Source organism: Acidovorax sp. GW101-11A03, from assembly GCF_059424825.1.
This window is the reverse complement of record NZ_JBWKZU010000081.1, coordinates 1-17,535: the sequence shown is the minus strand read 5'-3', so window position 1 is coordinate 17,535 and position 17,535 is coordinate 1. Positions and strand designations below refer to the sequence as shown.

Below are 17,535 nucleotides of genomic sequence, written 5' to 3'. Positions count from 1 at the left end.
CACGTAAGATACTCATTCACCTTCGCCAAATCGGTGAAGGCTCAGTGAGCCTCACACACGGAAACTCGGACAGGCCCCCGTAATACGATGGCTAACTGCACTCCTGCTTTTTTGCAGCTCACAAGCGCACGCTGCCTACACTGTTTACTTGTATCAGAGCGGAAATGACGTGATTGCTCAGGGCCAAGGAAGCGTCAACACGGCGGCCCTTACCTTTGCTATCCAGGCCACTACCAGTCCACTTTCTTGGAGCGGAAATGGGCTCCTCTACTTTGGAGGAACCCCTGGAGGGTCGTTCGACGTTTTTAGTGGAGTAACGGGGCCAACCTCGTATGGCACTCGCCTAGGCGCCGTCGCAGCTACATCATCTACTGGACCCTTCTTGGGAGTAATCGGTCTTCAATCAAGAATCGCTGTGCCGATTGGCTATGTGTCTGGTACACATATGACGTCCACTTCCACATGGACCGGTACTACCCTCGCGACGCTCTTGGCGACACCCGGCACTTACACATGGACCTGGGGTGCTGGCGCAACGGCTGATTCCTTTACCCTTTTTGTTGGCGCAACTCCACCCCTCCCGACAGGTATTCCGACCCTATCCGAGTGGTCTCTGGTCGCGATATCTCTGGTTCTTGGGTTACTTGCTACGCGGCAGATAAGACGGAGCAAGGGCTGACAGTTAAGCCATCTCAGGGTGGCTTTTCCATTCGTGGGTGCGTCACGGAAATTCGCCCCAACATCCCCGTCGGCCTATCAGCACTACAGACGACACAAGCAGCACGGATGCGGAAAATGCTGTAGGGCGCTCTGGCAAATCAGCTCCGCTTCAGCCTGACAGCCGCGATACCCAGCATTGCCATGATGGATGTCATCCCCAACAACCCGTAGTCACTGAGAGTGGGGATGCTGGCTGGGGTCGGGGGCGCAACCGGCGCTAGCCCGATATTGATGATGATCTCGTCGCCAGACGGCACGAACAGAGAGCGCGTTCCCACCGTCAGACCCAGTGCGGCCAGGGTGGTGCCAGTGAACGTCGTTGAATTCGAAATCGGCGACGCAGAGACATAGTTCTCAGGCAAGTAAAGATCGGCTCCTACGATGTAGACGCCTGGGCCTGACGAACTTGCACCAGCGACCGTCGAGGTGCTCAAACCTGACAAGCTCGGCGTAAGCACATTGTCAAACTGATCGGCCGTGGTCTCAGTGCCGATACACAAAGCGCTACTGCTGATCAAGCCGTCGCCAATAGCGCACAACCCAATGGTTGTCAGTGCAGTCATGGAACTTGTATCGACTGAACCAGAGCCGGTCATCACGACGTTCGCACCGCTCTGGTTGATGTTGATTGTGTAGGCCGCTTGAGCGACGCTCGCCGCCACCAAGAAACCCAAGCCCACACCGACACTTCGCAAGTTCATCTCCACACTTTCATAAGAATGAATATCATTTCGAGTGTAGAGGATTCGTTTGATCAGGCCAAAACCAAAGTTTTGTACACACTGGCTGTGGCCCACCGCATCAGGGTGGCTTTTTCATGCCCGGACACCAGCTCCCGGCTGTACCCGGCATCGTCCCGCGCGCGCCGAATGAACGCGCCAATCCTCCCTCTCGGAAACAGCACTTCATCTCACCACCGAATGGGGCTACGGCTGCCCACCGACCACTCTCGCTCAATGGCAGCTTCGTCTGGCAACACATCCCGATTGCACATGGGCGCTACTCTACACCCAATCATCAAAATACTGTATATTTATACAGTATTATATGTCACCGCTCTATATTGTTGATTTCCATGCAACCGTAACCCACCATTTCCATCTCGTCCTGGCTGGCACAACGCGAGGCGCTGGTGGCAGGCTCGCGCTGACATCCGTGCCGCAGCGACACGCCGCCGCAAGGCGGTTTTTTGTGCTTTTCGCTGTCTCGGTCGCGCCCGCCAGAGCAAGCGAAGAAGCAAACCGATGGCCCGCAAACCCGCACCAACACACGACTTCGGGCCTTGAACGCTCAAGAGGGCAGCAGAGAACAGAGAGAGAAAAAGGGCGAAAAGTCCGCCGGGAACGGCGACTTCCGGAGGGGCCTGCTCAAGAGGCCGAGGCACGGAACCGCGCCAACACAGGGGGAACGGGCAAAAAAAATCCCAACCGGATAAGGGTTGGGATTTCACGTTATGGTGGAGCTGGCGGGAATTGAACCCGCGTCCGTAAGCCTTCACCGGGCAGATCTACATGTTTAGCGGTCTGTTTTGAATCTCGCCACCTGTGTCGCGCAGTCGCACGCTACACAAGCCGCCAGCACCCTATTTTCTCGCCCCAACCCAAGGTACCCGGATCGGAGCCAGCCCATGTAATTATCCTTGCAGCCGGGAGGCGCTGATTGCTCAGAACCCCCTTGCCCAGCCCATCGGCCAACTGTTGCAAGGCTCACTGGCAATTAAGCAGCGAGTGCGAAACGTTCGTCGTTTGCAGTTAGTTTGTTAAATCGAGATTTACGAGCGTGACTCAAGCTCGACATGCACCACACCGATTCCGAACCCACGTCGAAACCAGGACAGCCCCAAGCCCTCTATTTTAGGCGTGCACAAGCAATTGCAATAGCTCGGCGGGAGATTTAATTGCAGCATGGGCACCCCACTCACCGGGATCGGCCTTGGCACCCAGGTATCCATAGGTGGCAGCCACCGTACCCATGCCTGCCGCCAGGCCCGCGAGAATGTCGCGCTCATCGTCGCCTACATAGATGCACTGCGTGGGGGCGAGCTTCAGGCGGGACGCCGCCTCCAGCAAGGGCGCCGGGTGCGGCTTTGCGTGGGGGGTCGTGTCGCCACTGACCACCGCTCCAGCGGTCTCGAAAAGCGGGATCGCCCGGGTCAGCGGTTCTGTAAATCGTGCCGCCTTGTTGGTCACCACCCCCCACAGCAGGTTGCGCCGCAGGAGTTGCTGGACCAGTTCGGGCACGCCCTCGAATATCGTGGTGCGCTCGGTCATGCGCGATTCATAGTTCACAAAGAACTCTTCACGCCAGGCGGGGAAATCGGGATGGTCCGGGGTCATGCCAAAGGCCTCGCCCAGCATGCCACGTGCACCGGCTCCCGCCATGGGCCGATAGCGCTCCAGGGGCAAGGAGGGCAATCCGCGATCGGTGCGCATCTTGTCGGCAGCAGCCCCCAGGTCGGGCGCACTGTCGATCAGCGTTCCATCCAGGTCAAACAGAACAGCACGAACGTCATGGAACATGGGCGCCCCTCAGCCCGCACGCCGGGTGGCGAACAGGTAATTCACGCTGGTGTCCTCACTCAGCCAGTAGCGCTTTGTCAGTGGGTTGTACTCCAGCCCTTTGGTATGTAGAACATCCAGTTGGGCACTGCGGCAACTGGCGGCCAGTTCGCTGGGGCGAATCATCTTGGCATATTCATGGGTGCCCCGAGGCAGCATGTTCAGCACATATTCCGCCCCCACAATGGCCAGCATAAAGGCCTTGGCATTGCGATTGATGGTGGAGAAAAACACCCAGCCCCCGGGTTTGACCAACTGGGAGCATGCGCGGACCACGGATGCGGGGTCTGGAACATGCTCCAGCATTTCCATGCAGGTCACCACATCAAAACCCGCCGGCTGCTCCTGGGCCAGCGCTTCCACACTGATCTCCCGGTAGCGGATATTCGGGGTACTAGCCTCCAGCGCATGCAGTTGCGCCACACGCAACGCTTTAGATGCCAGATCAATACCCAGCACGTCCGCACCTTTGCGCGCCATCGAGTCGGCCAGAATACCGCCCCCACAACCGACATCCAGCACGCGCTTGCCATTCAATGGACTGAAGCCGTTGATCCAATCAAGCCGCAGCGGATTGATCTGGTGCAGCGGACGAAATTCGCTGTCCGGATCCCACCAACGGTGGGCCAATTCTGAAAATTTGGCCAGCTCGGCCGGATCTGCATTGACAGTGTCACTCATGCGGGCAATTGTCTCTGAACCAGATGCATATAAGACTCCAAACGCAAAAAAGCCCCGTTGCCGGGGCTTTTTTATGAAGCAATCAAAAGATTACTTGGAAGCGCGGGTACCGACCACTTCGATTTCCACGCGGCGGTTCTTGGCGCGGCCTTCGGCGGTCTTGTTGTCAGCCACTGGCTGCTTTTCGCCCTTGCCTTCGGTGTAAACGCGGTTCTTTTCGATGCCCTTGGACACCAAGTAAGCCTTCACGGCTTCGGAACGACGCACCGACAGCTTCTGGTTGTAAGCGTCAGAGCCCACGGAGTCGGTGTGACCCACGGCGATGATCACTTCCAGATTGATGCCCTTGACCTTGGAGACCAAGTCGTCCAGCTTGGCCTTGCCTTCTGGCTTCAGCACCGACTTGTCGAAGTCGAAGAATGCGTCAGCAGCGTAGGTCACCTTGGTGGCCACGGCAGGAGCGGGAGCGGCTGCTGGAGCAGGAGCGGCGGCAGGTGCGGGTGCAGCGGCTGGAGCAGGAGCGGCGGCAGGTGCGGGTGCAGCGATAGCACCGTCGCAACCAGCGGCAGCCGTAGCAGGCGTCCAGTTGGCATCGCGCCAGCAGTATTCGTTCGTACCGTTCTTCCAGACCAGATCACCGCTGGCATTGCGCCAGTTGTCAACGGTTTGTGCGCCAGCGGCGGTTGCGAGCGCTGCAGAGGCAAACAACATCGCCACTTTGTTCAGTTTCTTCATGGTTCTCCTCTTGGGGAAAAAGCCGCAGCCGCGCTGCGAATCAGGACGCTAGGGATGACCACCACCCAAAGCGTTCAAACGATTGTGCCATACGTAACAGGGCAAAAGCGGTGGTGACGCGCCACGGTCCGTAGGACAAAACCGGAATTGCTTCGATATGTTGCGCGGTCGCTACACGGTCTTAGCCCTAAAATGACCCTCCTTTGCCGCCACCGCAGCCCCCAATGACCCAGTTTGCCAAAGAAACCCTGCCGATCAGCCTCGAAGAGGAAATGCGGCGCAGTTATCTCGATTACGCGATGAGCGTGATCGTCGGCCGGGCACTGCCCGACGCGCGCGATGGCTTGAAGCCTGTGCACCGGCGCGTTTTGTTTGCCATGCACGAGCTCAACAACGACTGGAACCGGCCCTATAAAAAGTCGGCCCGTATCGTTGGCGACGTGATCGGTAAATACCACCCGCACGGTGATTCGGCTGTGTATGACACCATCGTGCGGATGGCCCAGGATTTCTCGCTGCGCCACATGCTGGTGGACGGTCAGGGCAATTTCGGCTCGGTGGACGGCGACAACGCCGCCGCCATGCGTTACACCGAAATCCGCCTGGCCAAAATCGCGCACGAAATGCTGGGCGATATCGACAAGGAAACCGTCGATTTCGGCCCCAACTACGACGGCAGCGAAAAAGAGCCGCTGGTATTGCCCAGCAAGCTGCCCAATCTGCTGGTCAATGGCTCGGCAGGTATTGCGGTGGGCATGGCCACCAATATTCCGCCCCACAACCTCAATGAGGTGGTGGATGCCTGCCTGCACATGCTGCGCAATCCCGAGACCACCATCGACGAGCTGATGGAGATCATCCCTGCGCCCGACTTCCCCACCGCCGGCATCATCTACGGCATCAATGGTGTGAAGGACGGCTACCGCACCGGCCGTGGCAAGGTCGTGATGCGCGCACGCTGCCACTTCGAGGACATCGACCGCGGCCAGCGCCAGGCGATCATCGTGGACGAGCTGCCCTACCAGGTCAACAAGAAGACGCTGCAGGAACGCATGGCCGAACTGGTGCACGAGAAGAAGATCGAAGGCATCAGCCACATCCAGGACGAATCGGACAAATCCGGTATGCGCCTGGTAATCGAGCTCAAGCGCGGCGAGGTGCCCGAGGTGGTACTCAACAACCTGTACAAGCAGACGCAGCTGCAGGACACGTTCGGCATGAACATGGTGGCGCTGGTCGATGGCCAGCCGCGCCTGTGCAACCTCAAGGACCTGATCGTCGTCTTCCTGCAGCACCGCCGCGAAGTGGTGACGCGCCGCACGGTGTTCGAGCTGCGCAAGGCGCGCGATCGCGGCCACGTGCTGGAAGGCCTGGCCGTGGCCCTGGCCAACATTGACGACTTCATCGCCATCATCCGCAACGCGCCCACACCACCCGTGGCCAAGTCCGAGCTGATGGCCCGCTCGTGGGACAGCAAGCTGGTGCGCGAGATGCTGACCCGCACACGTGCCGATGGCGGCGTGATCAACGCTGACGATTACCGCCCCGAGGGCCTGGAGAAGGAATTCGGCATGGGCCAGGACGGCCTGTACCGCCTGTCCGAAACCCAGGCCCAGGAAATCCTGCAGATGCGCCTGCAGCGCCTCACGGGCCTGGAGCAGGACAAGATCGTGGCCGAGTACAAGGAAGTCATGGCGGTCATCGAAGACCTGCTGGACATCCTGGCCAAGCCCGAGCGCGTCTCGACCATCATTGGCGAGGAACTCACCTCCATCAAGGCCGAGTTCGGCCAGCACAAGCTGGGCGCACGCCGCAGCGTGGTGGAGTACAGCGCCCAGGACCTCTCCACCGAAGACCTGATCACCCCCACCGACATGGTGGTGACGTTGTCCCACACGGGCTACATCAAGAGCCAGCCCCTGTCCGAATACCGCGCCCAAAAGCGCGGCGGACGCGGCAAGCAGGCTACAGCGACCAAGGAAGACGACTGGATCGACCAGCTCTTCATTGCCAACACACACGACTACATTCTGTGCTTCTCCAACCGGGGCCGTCTGTACTGGCTCAAGGTCTGGGAAGTGCCTGCCGGCTCGCGCGGCTCGCGCGGCCGCCCCATCGTCAACATGTTCCCGCTGCAGGACGGCGAGAAGATCAACGTGGTGCTGCCGCTCACAGGCGACATGCGCAGCTTCCCTGCAGACCGCTACGTGTTCATGGCCACCAGCATGGGCACCGTGAAGAAGACGGCGCTGGACGAATTCAGCAACCCGCGCAAGGGCGGCATCATTGCCGTGAACTTGGACGATGGCGACTACCTGATCGGCGCAGCCCTCACCGATGGCAAGCACGACGTGATGCTGTTCAGTGATGGTGGCAAGGCCGTGCGCTTTGACGAAAATGATGTGCGCCCCCTGGGCCGCCAGGCGCGTGGTGTGCGCGGCATGATGCTGGAAGACAGCCAGAGCGTCATCGCCATGCTAGTGGCCGAAGACGAAACCCAAAGCGTGCTCACCGCCACCGAAAACGGCTACGGCAAACGCACCAGCATCGTCGAATACACCCGCCACGGCCGGGGCACCAAGGGCATGATCGCCATCCAGCAAAGCGAGCGCAACGGCAAGGTCGTGGCCGCCACGCTGGTGCATGCGGACGATGAAATCATGCTGATCACCGACAAGGGTGTGCTGGTGCGCACCCGCGTGTCCGAGATCCGCGAGCTGGGCCGTGCCACGCAGGGCGTCACACTGATCGCGCTGGACGAAGGCTCCAAGCTCAGCGGTCTGCAGCGCATCGTGGAAAACGATGCCAACGTGGCCGATGCTGACTCCGATAGCGATGGCAATGCGGACGGTGGTGGCTCTGCCGACTCCGGCGCAGCCCCCGCATCCGACGCCTGACCCGCTCGTTTCGCCTTCGCCGGGTGCTGCGCCAGACGCAGCACCCAAATGCTATTAAAAGTACAGCTGCTAGCGCTTATCCAGCAGGCGCAAGCAGCATTTTTGACTGTTGAACCATGACCCGCCCCTACAACTTCTCGGCCGGCCCGGCCGCCATCCCCGCCGAAGTGCTGGAGCAAGCTGCCGCCGAAATGCTCGACTGGCACGGCAGCGGCATGGGTGTGATGGAAATGAGCCACCGGGGCAAGGAGTTCCTGTCCATCTACGAGCAGGCCGAAGCCGACCTGCGCGAACTGCTGGCCGTGCCCGCCAACTACAAGATCCTGTTCATGCAAGGCGGTGGCCTGGCCGAAAACGCCATCGTGCCGCTGAACCTCTCGCGGGCTGGTGCGGTGGACTTTGTGGTCACAGGCAGCTGGAGCCAGAAGTCGCAAAAGGAAGCGCGCAAGTACGCGTCCGAAGTGAACATCGTGGCGTCGGCCGAAGACACCGGCTTCACCACCCTGCCCGACCCCGCCTCATGGACCGTGAGCCGGGGCGCAAGCTACCTGCACATCTGCAGCAACGAAACCATCAACGGCATCGAATTCCACCAGCTGCCCGACCTGAAGGCGCTGGGCAGCGATGCGCCGCTGGTCATTGATTTTTCGTCCCATGTGGCGTCGCGCCCTGTGGACTGGAGCCGCGTGGGCCTGGCCTTTGGCGGCGCGCAAAAGAACCTGGGCCCCGCCGGCCTCACGCTGGTGGTGGTGCGCGAAGACCTGCTGGGCCACGCCCTGCCCGCCTGCCCCAGCGCCTTTGACTACAAAACCGTGGCCGACAACCAGTCCATGTACAACACGCCCCCCACCTGGGGCATCTACATCGCGGGCCTCACCTTCCAGTGGCTCAAGCGCCAGACCGAAGGCAGCCTGACTGGCGTGGCCGCAATGGAGCAGCGCAACATCGCCAAGGCCGCCTTGCTCTACAACGCCATCGACAGCTCGCAGCTGTATGTGAACAAGGTGGCGGCCAACTGCCGCTCGCGCATGAACATCCCGTTCTTCCTGCGCGACGAAAGCCGCAACGATGCGTTCCTGGCCGGAGCCAAGGAGCGTGGTCTGCTGCAACTCAAGGGCCACAAGTCCGTGGGGGGTATGCGCGCCAGTGTCTACAACGCCATGCCGATCGAGGGCGTACAAGCGCTGGTGGACTACATGCGAGAATTTGAGCAAAAGCACGCCTGAACGAACACCTGCCGTCCCGTTCACGCGCCCGCGCACACAGACCCCACCCATGAATACTCCGCAAGCCTCACCCGACCTCGCCAGCCTGCGCGTGCAGATCGACTCCATCGACCAGCAACTGCTCACGCTGCTGAACCAGCGCGCGCTGGTGGCCGAACAGGTGGGTGAAGTCAAGAAGCGTGAAGGCACGCCTTTCTTTCGCCCCGACCGCGTGGCCCAGGTCATCGACAAGATCACCCACGCCAACCCCGGCCCGCTCAAGGGCCCGCATGTGGCGGCCATCTGGCGCGAGATCATGTCGGCCTGCCTGGCGCTCGAATCGCCCCAGCGCGTGGCCGTGCTGGGCCCCGAAGGCACGTTCTGCGAACAGGCGGCCATCGAGTTCTTCGGCGGCGCAGCCGACCTGATGTACTGCGCCAACTTCGACGAGGTGTTCCACGCCACGGCGGCAGGCAGTGCCCAGTACGGCGTAGTGGGCGTCGAGAACTCCACCGAAGGTGTGGTCACGCGCTCGCTCGACCTGTTCCTGCACACCCCCACCCATGTGGTGGGCGAAGTGAGCCTGCTGGTGCGCCACAACCTGCTGCGCACCACCAATTCGCTCGACGGCATCGAGGCCGTGCTGGCCCACCCGCAGGCACTGGCCCAATGCCAGGCCTGGCTGTCCAAGCACCTGCCACACGCCGAGCGCCGCCCGGTGTCGAGCAATGCCGAGGGCGCACGCCTGGCCACCACCAACCCTGCCTGGGCAGCCTTGTCGAGCGAGCGTGCAGCCACCCAGTTCGGCCTGCACATCGTCTCGCACGCCATCCAGGACGACGCGTACAACCGCACGCGTTTTGCCATCATCTGCCTGCCCCACACGCTGCAGACGCCGCCACCCTCGGGCAAGGACTGCACCAGCCTCGTGGTCTCGGTGCCCAACCAGCCGGGCGCAGTGCACGACCTGCTGGTGCCACTCAAGGCGCATGGCGTGTCCATGACGCGTTTCGAATCCCGCCCCGCACGAACCGGCCAGTGGGAGTACTACTTCTACATCGACCTCGACGGCCACCCCGCGCAGCCGCATGTGGCCCGCGCGCTGGAAGAACTGCGCAGCCTGTGCGCGTTCTACAAGGTCCTGGGCACGTACCCTGTGTCGTCCTGAGGAGCCGCCAAGATGTTCGAACAATTAGGACTCATCGGTTGCGGGCTCATGGGCGGCTCGTTCGCCCTGGCAATGAAGAAGGCGGGCCTGGTCAAGCGGGTGGTGGGCTACAGCAAGTCGCCCTCGACCACCGACCGCGCGCGCCAGCTGGGCGTGATCGATGTCGAGGCACCCTCAGCCCTGCTCGCCGTGGCTGGTGCCGACATCGTGCTGGTGGCCGTGCCCGTGGCCGCCACCGAAGCCACGCTGAAAGCCATCAAGCACCTGGTCACCCCCCAGATGCTCATCATGGATGTGGGTTCTACCAAGGCCGACGTAGTGCATGCGGCGCAGCGCTCCCTGCGCGACCAGGTCGGCTCGTTTGTGCCTGCACACCCCATCACCGGGCGCGAGGTGTCGGGCGTGGAACATGCCGAGGCCGACCTCTACAGCGGGCGACAGGTGATCCTGACCCCCACCGAGCGCACCCTCACGGTCCATCTGCATAACGCAGAGAAGATCTGGAACGCCCTGGGCTGCCGGGTGACCAGCATGTCGCCCGAATCGCACGACGCGGCCTTTGCCGCGGTCAGCCACCTGCCCCATGTGCTGGCCTTTGCGATGATGAACAGCATCACCGGGCAAGCGCACGGCGATGATTTTCTGTCCCTGGCGGGCCCGGGGTTTCGGGACTTCACCCGCATCGCAGCCAGCGACCCCAAGGTGTGGCGCGACATCCTGCTGGCGAACCGCGAAGAACTCCTGGCCCAGTCCAAGCTGTTCCAGCAGGCCTTGCGCAACATCGAGCAGGCCATGGAAAAGGGCAACGCCCAGGCGCTGGAAGACATGCTGACCCTGGCCAGCGAAACCCGCGCGCACTGGCGCATGGGTGCAAAGAGAAAATAACCCCCTGAGTCGCCTGCGGCGCCTTCCCCCAAGGGGGACGCACCCGGTGGCCTGGCGAAGCCAGTTCCACGGGTGCACTGAGATGGGTCTGCGCCAGTTGCTACGGGCGCTGGCACCAATGGACGAAAGACACTGATGTACAGCACCGCATTCCTCGATCTGCCCCCTTTGCAAGCCGCTGCGGGTGAAGTCCACCTGCCGGGCTCCAAGAGCATCTCCAACCGCCTGCTGCTGCTGGCCGCGCTGAGCAATGGCACCACCACCGTGCACGACCTGCTGGCGTCCGACGACACGCGTGTGATGCTGGATGGGCTGCGCCAAATCGGGTGCACTGTGGATGAAGCGGGCAGCACAGTGCGCATCACGGGCCTGGGTGGCCGTCTGCCCCAATCCCCCGCCAAGCTGTTCCTGGGCAATGCCGGGACCGCCATGCGCCCACTCACTGCGGCGCTGGCGCTGCTGGGTGGTGAGTTCGAGCTGTCGGGCGTGCCACGCATGCACGAGCGCCCGATTGGCGACCTGATTGATGCCCTGCGCCAGCTGGGCTGCCAGATCGACTACCTGGGCAACGACGGCTACCCGCCGCTCAGGATCGCCCATGGCCAGGGCGTGCCTTCGCTGGCGCTGGCAGAGCCCATCCGCGTGCGCGGCGATGTATCGAGCCAGTTCCTCACCGCGCTGCTCATGGCGCTGCCGCTGGCGGCGGGCACACAGGCCATCGTGATCGAGGTGGTGGGCGAGCTGATCTCCAAGCCCTACATCGCCATCACGCTCCAGCTGCTGGCGCGTTTTGGCATCGTGGTCGAGCACCAGAACTGGCAGCGTTTCACCATCCCTGCGGGCAGCCGCTACCAGTCGCCCGGCAGCATCCATGTGGAGGCCGACGCATCATCTGCTAGTTATTTCATAGCACTTGGGGCAATAGCGACGGGCGGCGAAGGCCAAAAAAGCATCAAGATTCAGGGCGTGGGGCTGGATTCGATCCAGGGCGACATCCGTTTTGTTGAGGCGGCACGCGCCATGGGCGCTGTGGTCACCGGCGGCCCCAACTGGCTGCAGATCGAACGCGGCGCCTGGCCACTGAAGGCCATTGAGCTGGACTGCAACCACATCCCCGACGCAGCCATGACACTGGCCGTGATGGCGCTGTATGCCGAAGGCACCACCACGCTGACCAACATTGCCAGCTGGCGCGTGAAGGAAACCGACCGCATCGCCGCCATGGCCACCGAGCTGCGCAAGCTCGGCGCCACGGTGGACGAAGGCGCCGACTACATCCGCGTGACGCCTCCAGCCCAGGTGGCGGACTGGAAAGCCGCCAGCATCCACACCTATGACGACCACCGCGTGGCCATGTGTTTCTCGCTGGCCGCCTTCAACCCGGCGCGTCTGCCGGTGCGCATCGAAGACCCCAAGTGTGTGGCCAAGACCTTCCCGGACTACTTCGAGGCGCTGTTCTCGGTCGCCCAGGTCGGGACCGCCCATATCCCGGTGATCTGCATCGACGGCCCCACTGCCTCGGGCAAGGGCACGGTGGCGGCTGCGGTGGCGCAGCGGCTGGGCTACCGCTTTCTCGACTCGGGGGCGATGTACCGCATCACCGCCCTGGCCGCGCTGCGTGCGGGCCTGGCCATCGACGCCGACCACGAAGCCCGTATCGCCACCCTGGCGCAGACGCTGCCGGTGCGGTTTGAGAGCGGCAAGGTATGGCTGGGCAGCGACGACGTGACCGAAGCCATCCGCACCGAAGAAGCCGGCATGAACGCATCCCGCGTGTCCGCCCTGCCCGCCGTGCGCACGGCGCTGGTGGACCTGCAGCACAGCTTCCAGCGCCTGCCGGGGCTGGTGGCCGATGGCCGCGACATGGGCACGGTGATCTTCCCCGAGGCCCCCTTGAAGGTGTATCTCACGGCTAGCGCTGCCTGCCGCGCAGAACGCCGTTATAAGCAGTTGATTTCTAAGGGTTTTTCGGCTAGTATCGAAGACCTTCGCGCGGATCTGGAAGCGCGCGACGCCCGGGACAGCTCCCGCAGCGTCGCACCCCTCAAGCCCGCGCAGGACGCTCTGGTCCTGGACAACTCCGATTTGACGATTGATGAAGCCGTCGAACAGGTGTTGGCTTGGTGGCACGAGCGCCAGCCCTTTGCAGCTTCTGCGCAGGGCTGACCACGTGGAGCCCTCGGGCTCCGGGCAGTGCCGAAAGGCCTTGCCACAGGCCCACACAGCCCCTCTCGCGCGCCAGCGCACAGGTTGTGTGGATCGATAACCTAACCCGCGGCTCTGCCGCAAAAAACCACCGCAAGCAGCTATAAAAACGGTAGCAATGGTGCTACCGGAATCCTGTTTGTGGCAAGGAAACACATGTCCGAATCTTTTGCCGCCCTTTTTGAAGAATCTCTGCAGCGCACGGAAATGCGCCCAGGCGAAGTCATCACCGCTGAAGTCGTGCGCGTTGAGCACAACTTCGTGGTCGTGAACGCTGGCCTCAAGTCCGAAGCCTACGTGCCGCTGGAAGAGTTCAAGAACGACAAGGGCGAAGTCGAAGTCCAAGTGGGTGACTTCGTGTCGGTGGCCATTGGCTCCATCGAAAACGGCTACGGCGACACCATCCTGTCGCGCGACACCGCCAAGCGTCTGGCTTCGTGGATGAGCCTGGAAAAGGCCCTGGAATCCGGCGAATTCGTCACCGGCACCACCTCCGGCAAGGTCAAGGGCGGCCTGACTGTCCTGGTCAACGGCATCCGCGCATTCCTGCCCGGTTCGCTGATCGATACCCGTCCGATCAAGGATCTGACGCCGTACGAAAACAAGACCATGGAATTCAAGGTCATCAAGCTGGACCGCAAGCGCAACAACGTGGTGCTGAGCCGCCGCGCTGTGGTGGAAGCCTCCATGGGCGAAGAGCGTGCCAAGCTGATGGAAACCCTGAAAGAAGGCTCCATCGTTCAGGGCGTGGTCAAGAACATCACCGAATACGGTGCGTTCGTGGACCTGGGCGGCATCGACGGCCTGCTGCACATCACCGACATGGCATGGCGCCGCGTGCGTCACCCCTCCGAAGTGGTGACCGCTGGCCAGGAAATCACTGCCAAGATCCTGAAGTTTGACACCGAAAAGAACCGTGTCTCGCTGGGTTTGAAGCAAATGGGCGACGACCCATGGATGGGCGTGAACCGCCGCTACCCCCAAGGCACCCGCCTGTTCGGCAAGATCACGAACATTGCCGACTACGGCGCATTCGTGGAACTCGAACCCGGCATCGAAGGCCTGGTGCACGTGTCTGAAATGGACTGGACCAACAAGAACATCGCTCCCGCCAAGCTGGTTTCGCTGGGCGACGAAGTCGAAGTCATGGTCCTCGAAATCGACGAAGACAAGCGCCGCATCAGCCTGGGCATGAAGCAGTGCAAGGCCAACCCATGGCAAGAATTCGCACAGGACACGAAGCGCGGCGACCGCGTGAAGGGTCCGATCAAGTCGATCACCGACTTCGGCGTGTTCGTGGGCCTGGCTGCCGGTATTGACGGCCTGGTGCACCTGTCTGACCTGTCGTGGAACGAACCCGGCGAAGCCGCTGTTCGCAACTACAAGAAGGGCCAGGAAGTGGAAGCCATCGTGCTGGCCGTGGACGTGGACCGCGAACGCATCTCGCTGGGCATCAAGCAGCTCGACGGCGACCCATTCACGACCTTCGTGACAGTGAACGACAAGGGCCAGACGGTGACCGGCAAGGTCAAGACCGTGGACGCACGTGGCGCTGAAATCGACCTCGGCGAAGACATCGTGGGCTACCTGCGCGCTTCGGAAATCTCCCGCGACCGCGTGGAAGATGCCCGCAACGTGCTGAAGGAAGGCGACGAAGTCACGGCCGTGGTGGTGAACGTGGATCGTAAGACCCGCAACATCCAGCTGTCGATCAAGGCCAAGGACATGGCCGACCAGCAAGAAGCCATGTCTTCGTTGTCGCAACAGTCGGCCCGCGAAAGCGCCGGCACGACCAGCCTGGGCGCCCTGCTGCGTGCCAAGCTGGACAACTCGGAAAAGTAAGTAAAGCGCTGACCCCTTGAAAGGTCAGACGGCGGGCGCCTCGTGCGCCCGCTCTTCTTTGAGAAGCCTATGTCCCAAGACTCCATGACCCGCTCAGACCTCGTTGAAGAACTGGCCGCACGTTTCGGCCAGCTCACCCACCGCGATGCCGAATACGCCGTCAAGACCATTCTGGACGCCGTGGGCGATGCCCTGGTGCGTGGGCACCGCATCGAGATCCGGGGTTTTGGCAGTTTCTCGGTCAACCACCGCCCGCCCCGCATGGGCCGCAACCCACGCAGCGGCGAAGCCGTGGCCATTCCCGAAAAGCGCGTGCCGCACTTCAAACCCGGCAAGGCCCTGCGCGAAGCCGTGGACAAGCGCACGGCAGAAATGGAAGAAAAGGCCCCGCCTGCAACAGGCACCCTGGGCAACTGATACCAAATTAATAGCAGCAAGCGCATGATTCACGAGCGCTCGCTACCATTTTGGCTTGTATTGGCCTGAGTGCAGGCATGCGCAGGCCCACTGCGCCAAGCTCTTAGAATCGCCCCACCACTGGGGAGACCGATGAAATACCTCCTGTGGCTGCTCAAGGCAGCCATTTTTTTTACGCTCTTCGCCTTCGCGCTGAACAACCAGCAGGACGCGACCGTGCACTTTTTCTTTGGCACCCAATGGCGCGCGCCGCTGGTGCTGGTGGTGCTGACGGCCTTCTCGGCTGGGCTCGCCGTGGGGGTGCTGGGCATGGTGCCCCGCTGGTGGCGCCACCGCACGGCCGCCCGCCGCGCCCAGGCTGCCGCCGCAGTCGCCGCGCCAGCCCCGGTGCCCGCTGCGACAACCGCCAACAACAGCACACCAGCCGCGCCCCCGCCACCTCCCGACCTGCCCTCGATCCATGGAATTTGACCTGAGCTGGATTCTGCTGGGCCTGCCCGTGGCCTTTGTGCTGGGCTGGCTGGCATCGCGTTTTGACCTGCGCCAGCTGCGCGCCGAAAACCGCCGTGCACCCAAGGCCTACTTCAAGGGCCTGAACTTCCTGCTCAACGAGCAGCAGGACCAGGCCATCGACGCCTTCATCGAGGCCGTGCAGAACGACCCCGACACCTCCGAGCTGCACTTTGCACTGGGCAACCTGTTCCGCCGCCGGGGCGAATACGACCGCGCCGTGCGTGTGCACGAGCACCTGCTCTCGCGCGGTGACCTCTCCCGCACCGACCGCGAGCGCGCCCAACATGCGCTGGCGCTCGACTTCCTCAAGGCGGGCCTGCTCGACCGCGCCGAAGACGCCCTGCACCGCCTGGAAGGCACACCCTTCGAAGCCCAGGCCCGCCTGGCCCTGCTGGCCATCTACGAGCGCTCGCGCGACTGGCCGCACGCCGCCACCATCGCCCGCAAGATGCACGATGCCGACCAGGGCGATTTCAGCACCCGGCAGGCGCATTACCTGTGCGAACAGGCACTGGCCCTGATTGCGCAGGGCGACCTGCCCGCCGCCCAGGCGCTGCTGGAACAGGCTGTGGCCGCCGCGCCCGAGGCGGCGCGTGCACGCATCGAACTGGCGCGGCTGCAGCGCCTCATGGGTCAACCGACTGCGGTGCTGGCCACGCTCAAGACGCTGGGTGAGCGCAATCCCGCCGCCCTGCCACTCGCGGCCCCGCTGATGGTCGAAGCCGCCACGGCCAGCGGGCGCACCGCCGAGGTCCACGGCCTGCTGCAGGCCCACTACGAACAGGCACCCTCGCTCGACGTGCTGGAGAGCATCGTGGCCATGGAAGCCGCCGACGCCGCCACCAGTGGCTCCGCCCGGCAGCGCTATGTGGAGCACTTGGACAAGGAGCGCTCGCTGGTGGCCGCCGCCAAGTGGCTGGCCACCGAGAAGCTGGAGCACGAGGAGTTCCACCCCCAGATCCAGCGCGCGCTGGAGCATGCCGTGAAACCCCTCACACGCTACCGCTGCGCGGCCTGCGGCTTCGAGGCCCGCCAGCATTTCTGGCAATGCCCCGGCTGCCAGACCTGGGACAGCTACCCCGCCCGCCGCGTCGAAGAACTCTGACCCCACCCATGCCAAGGACACCCACCATGCTGAAGACACTGCTGACCCTGATCGCCACCCTGCTGCTGGCCACCACCACAGCCTTCGCCGCTGTGGACGTGAACACCGCCACCGAAGCCGAACTCGACGGCATCAAGGGCATCGGGCCCGGCCTGTCGGGCCGCATCTTGGAGGAGCGCAAGAGCGCGCCCTTCAAGGACTGGGCCGACTTCATCGGCCGCGTGGGTGGCGTGGGCAACAAAAGCGCCGTGAACTTCTCCAAGGAAGGCCTGACGGTCAACGGCAAGAAGTACAGCGCAGCAGCCGCCGCCAAGGCCGAAGCCAAGAGCAAACAAAAAGAGAAAGACAAATCCGCTAGCACAACGGCCGCAGACCGCAAGACCCGCGGCAGCGCAGACAAGAGCGCCGCTACACAGCCTGCAGCGCCAACCGCTACCCCGGCTGCAGCACCGGCCCCGGCGGCCAGCGCTAGCAAAAACTAAGCAGACTTCACAAGCAGCAAGCCCGCTCCAGCGGGCTTGTTTTTTTGCGCCCATCACAGGCACAGCGCCAAGGGCTGGGCAGGGTTTTTAGGGGCTGCCCCCAGGGCGTGTCCCCCATCAAA

General features: G+C 62.7%; 15 protein-coding genes and 1 other RNA gene. 11 read left to right on the top strand and 5 right to left on the bottom strand.

The genetic code is table 11. The annotated features are described in order from the left end of the window. Positions 1–445 precede the first annotated feature (445 nt). Positions 446–679, top strand: coding sequence for an IPTL-CTERM sorting domain-containing protein (locus tag AC07Z7_RS22500; RefSeq protein WP_494767731.1), 234 nt, complete (start codon positions 446–448; stop codon positions 677–679). Between the two features lie 139 nt (positions 680–818). Here the strand turns inward: AC07Z7_RS22500 and AC07Z7_RS22495 are convergent, their stop codons facing one another. From AC07Z7_RS22495 to ompA, 5 genes are all read right to left on the bottom strand, one after another. Continuing rightward, positions 819–1,517, bottom strand: coding sequence for an IPTL-CTERM sorting domain-containing protein (locus AC07Z7_RS22495; RefSeq protein ID WP_494767730.1), 699 nt, complete (start codon positions 1,515–1,517; stop codon positions 819–821). Positions 1,518–2,174: 657 nt separating this feature from the next. After that, positions 2,175–2,561: a transfer-messenger RNA gene (gene ssrA / locus AC07Z7_RS22490) on the bottom strand. A gap of 12 nt (positions 2,562–2,573) precedes the next feature. Further along, positions 2,574–3,239, bottom strand: coding sequence for an HAD-IA family hydrolase (locus tag AC07Z7_RS22485; protein ID WP_494767729.1), 666 nt, complete (start codon positions 3,237–3,239; stop codon positions 2,574–2,576). 9 nt (positions 3,240–3,248) lie between these two features. Beyond that, positions 3,249–3,959 carry a bifunctional 2-polyprenyl-6-hydroxyphenol methylase/3-demethylubiquinol 3-O-methyltransferase UbiG gene (gene ubiG, locus AC07Z7_RS22480; protein WP_494767728.1) on the bottom strand — a complete coding sequence of 237 codons (711 nt, stop codon included), beginning with the start codon at positions 3,957–3,959 and terminating at the stop codon, positions 3,249–3,251. Between the two features lie 90 nt (positions 3,960–4,049). Further along, positions 4,050–4,694: an outer membrane protein OmpA gene (gene ompA, locus AC07Z7_RS22475; RefSeq protein WP_094290942.1), complete on the bottom strand. Its 645-nt coding sequence runs from the start codon at positions 4,692–4,694 to the stop codon at positions 4,050–4,052. A 224-nt stretch (positions 4,695–4,918) separates the two neighbouring features. On the opposite strand from ompA, the gene gyrA reads away from it, so the two are divergent. From gyrA to AC07Z7_RS22425, 10 genes are all read left to right on the top strand, one after another. Further along, positions 4,919–7,591 carry a DNA gyrase subunit A gene (gene gyrA / locus AC07Z7_RS22470; protein ID WP_494767727.1) on the top strand — a complete coding sequence of 891 codons (2,673 nt, stop codon included), beginning with the start codon at positions 4,919–4,921 and terminating at the stop codon, positions 7,589–7,591. 116 nt (positions 7,592–7,707) lie between these two features. Beyond that, positions 7,708–8,817, top strand: coding sequence for a 3-phosphoserine/phosphohydroxythreonine transaminase (serC, locus tag AC07Z7_RS22465; protein ID WP_494767726.1), 1,110 nt, complete (start codon positions 7,708–7,710; stop codon positions 8,815–8,817). Between the two features lie 49 nt (positions 8,818–8,866). Further along, a complete protein-coding gene (gene pheA, locus AC07Z7_RS22460) occupies positions 8,867–9,964 on the top strand; it encodes a prephenate dehydratase (RefSeq protein WP_094290939.1) in 1,098 nt (365 codons plus the stop codon). Positions 9,965–9,976: 12 nt separating this feature from the next. Beyond that, entirely contained in the window at positions 9,977–10,849 is an 873-nt protein-coding gene (locus AC07Z7_RS22455; protein WP_494767725.1) for a prephenate dehydrogenase, read from the top strand. A 135-nt stretch (positions 10,850–10,984) separates the two neighbouring features. After that, on the top strand, positions 10,985–13,015 hold the full coding sequence (locus tag AC07Z7_RS22450; RefSeq protein ID WP_494767724.1) for a bifunctional 3-phosphoshikimate 1-carboxyvinyltransferase/cytidylate kinase: 2,031 nt from the start codon (positions 10,985–10,987) through the stop codon (positions 13,013–13,015). Between the two features lie 195 nt (positions 13,016–13,210). Next, complete coding sequence (gene rpsA / locus AC07Z7_RS22445; RefSeq protein WP_094290936.1) at positions 13,211–14,896, top strand: 30S ribosomal protein S1; 1,686 nt, start codon at positions 13,211–13,213, stop codon at positions 14,894–14,896. A gap of 84 nt (positions 14,897–14,980) precedes the next feature. Further along, the gene (locus AC07Z7_RS22440; RefSeq protein WP_094290935.1) at positions 14,981–15,313 is read left to right on the top strand and encodes an integration host factor subunit beta; all 333 of its coding nucleotides are present in this window, start codon (positions 14,981–14,983) and stop codon (positions 15,311–15,313) included. Positions 15,314–15,445: 132 nt separating this feature from the next. After that, on the top strand, positions 15,446–15,784 hold the full coding sequence (locus AC07Z7_RS22435) for a LapA family protein (RefSeq protein WP_494767723.1): 339 nt from the start codon (positions 15,446–15,448) through the stop codon (positions 15,782–15,784). After that, positions 15,774–16,931, top strand: a complete 1,158-nt coding sequence (lapB, locus tag AC07Z7_RS22430; RefSeq protein WP_094290933.1) for a lipopolysaccharide assembly protein LapB — start codon at positions 15,774–15,776, stop codon at positions 16,929–16,931. The genes AC07Z7_RS22435 and lapB overlap by 11 nt, the downstream gene beginning before the upstream one ends. A gap of 26 nt (positions 16,932–16,957) precedes the next feature. Continuing rightward, positions 16,958–17,413, top strand: coding sequence for a ComEA family DNA-binding protein (locus AC07Z7_RS22425; protein WP_094290932.1), 456 nt, complete (start codon positions 16,958–16,960; stop codon positions 17,411–17,413). Positions 17,414–17,535: the final 122 nt, after the last annotated feature.

Coding starts and splice junctions, on each gene's coding strand:
- AC07Z7_RS22500 (WP_494767731.1), top strand. CDS start 446: ATGACGTCCACTTCCACATGGACCGGTACTACCCTCGCGACGCTCTTG.
- AC07Z7_RS22485 (WP_494767729.1), bottom strand. CDS start 3,239: ATGTTCCATGACGTTCGTGCTGTTCTGTTTGACCTGGATGGAACGCTG.
- ubiG (WP_494767728.1), bottom strand. CDS start 3,959: ATGAGTGACACTGTCAATGCAGATCCGGCCGAGCTGGCCAAATTTTCA.
- ompA (WP_094290942.1), bottom strand. CDS start 4,694: ATGAAGAAACTGAACAAAGTGGCGATGTTGTTTGCCTCTGCAGCGCTC.
- gyrA (WP_494767727.1), top strand. CDS start 4,919: ATGACCCAGTTTGCCAAAGAAACCCTGCCGATCAGCCTCGAAGAGGAA.
- serC (WP_494767726.1), top strand. CDS start 7,708: ATGACCCGCCCCTACAACTTCTCGGCCGGCCCGGCCGCCATCCCCGCC.
- pheA (WP_094290939.1), top strand. CDS start 8,867: ATGAATACTCCGCAAGCCTCACCCGACCTCGCCAGCCTGCGCGTGCAG.
- AC07Z7_RS22455 (WP_494767725.1), top strand. CDS start 9,977: ATGTTCGAACAATTAGGACTCATCGGTTGCGGGCTCATGGGCGGCTCG.
- AC07Z7_RS22450 (WP_494767724.1), top strand. CDS start 10,985: ATGTACAGCACCGCATTCCTCGATCTGCCCCCTTTGCAAGCCGCTGCG.
- rpsA (WP_094290936.1), top strand. CDS start 13,211: ATGTCCGAATCTTTTGCCGCCCTTTTTGAAGAATCTCTGCAGCGCACG.
- AC07Z7_RS22440 (WP_094290935.1), top strand. CDS start 14,981: ATGACCCGCTCAGACCTCGTTGAAGAACTGGCCGCACGTTTCGGCCAG.
- AC07Z7_RS22435 (WP_494767723.1), top strand. CDS start 15,446: ATGAAATACCTCCTGTGGCTGCTCAAGGCAGCCATTTTTTTTACGCTC.
- lapB (WP_094290933.1), top strand. CDS start 15,774: ATGGAATTTGACCTGAGCTGGATTCTGCTGGGCCTGCCCGTGGCCTTT.
- AC07Z7_RS22425 (WP_094290932.1), top strand. CDS start 16,958: ATGCTGAAGACACTGCTGACCCTGATCGCCACCCTGCTGCTGGCCACC.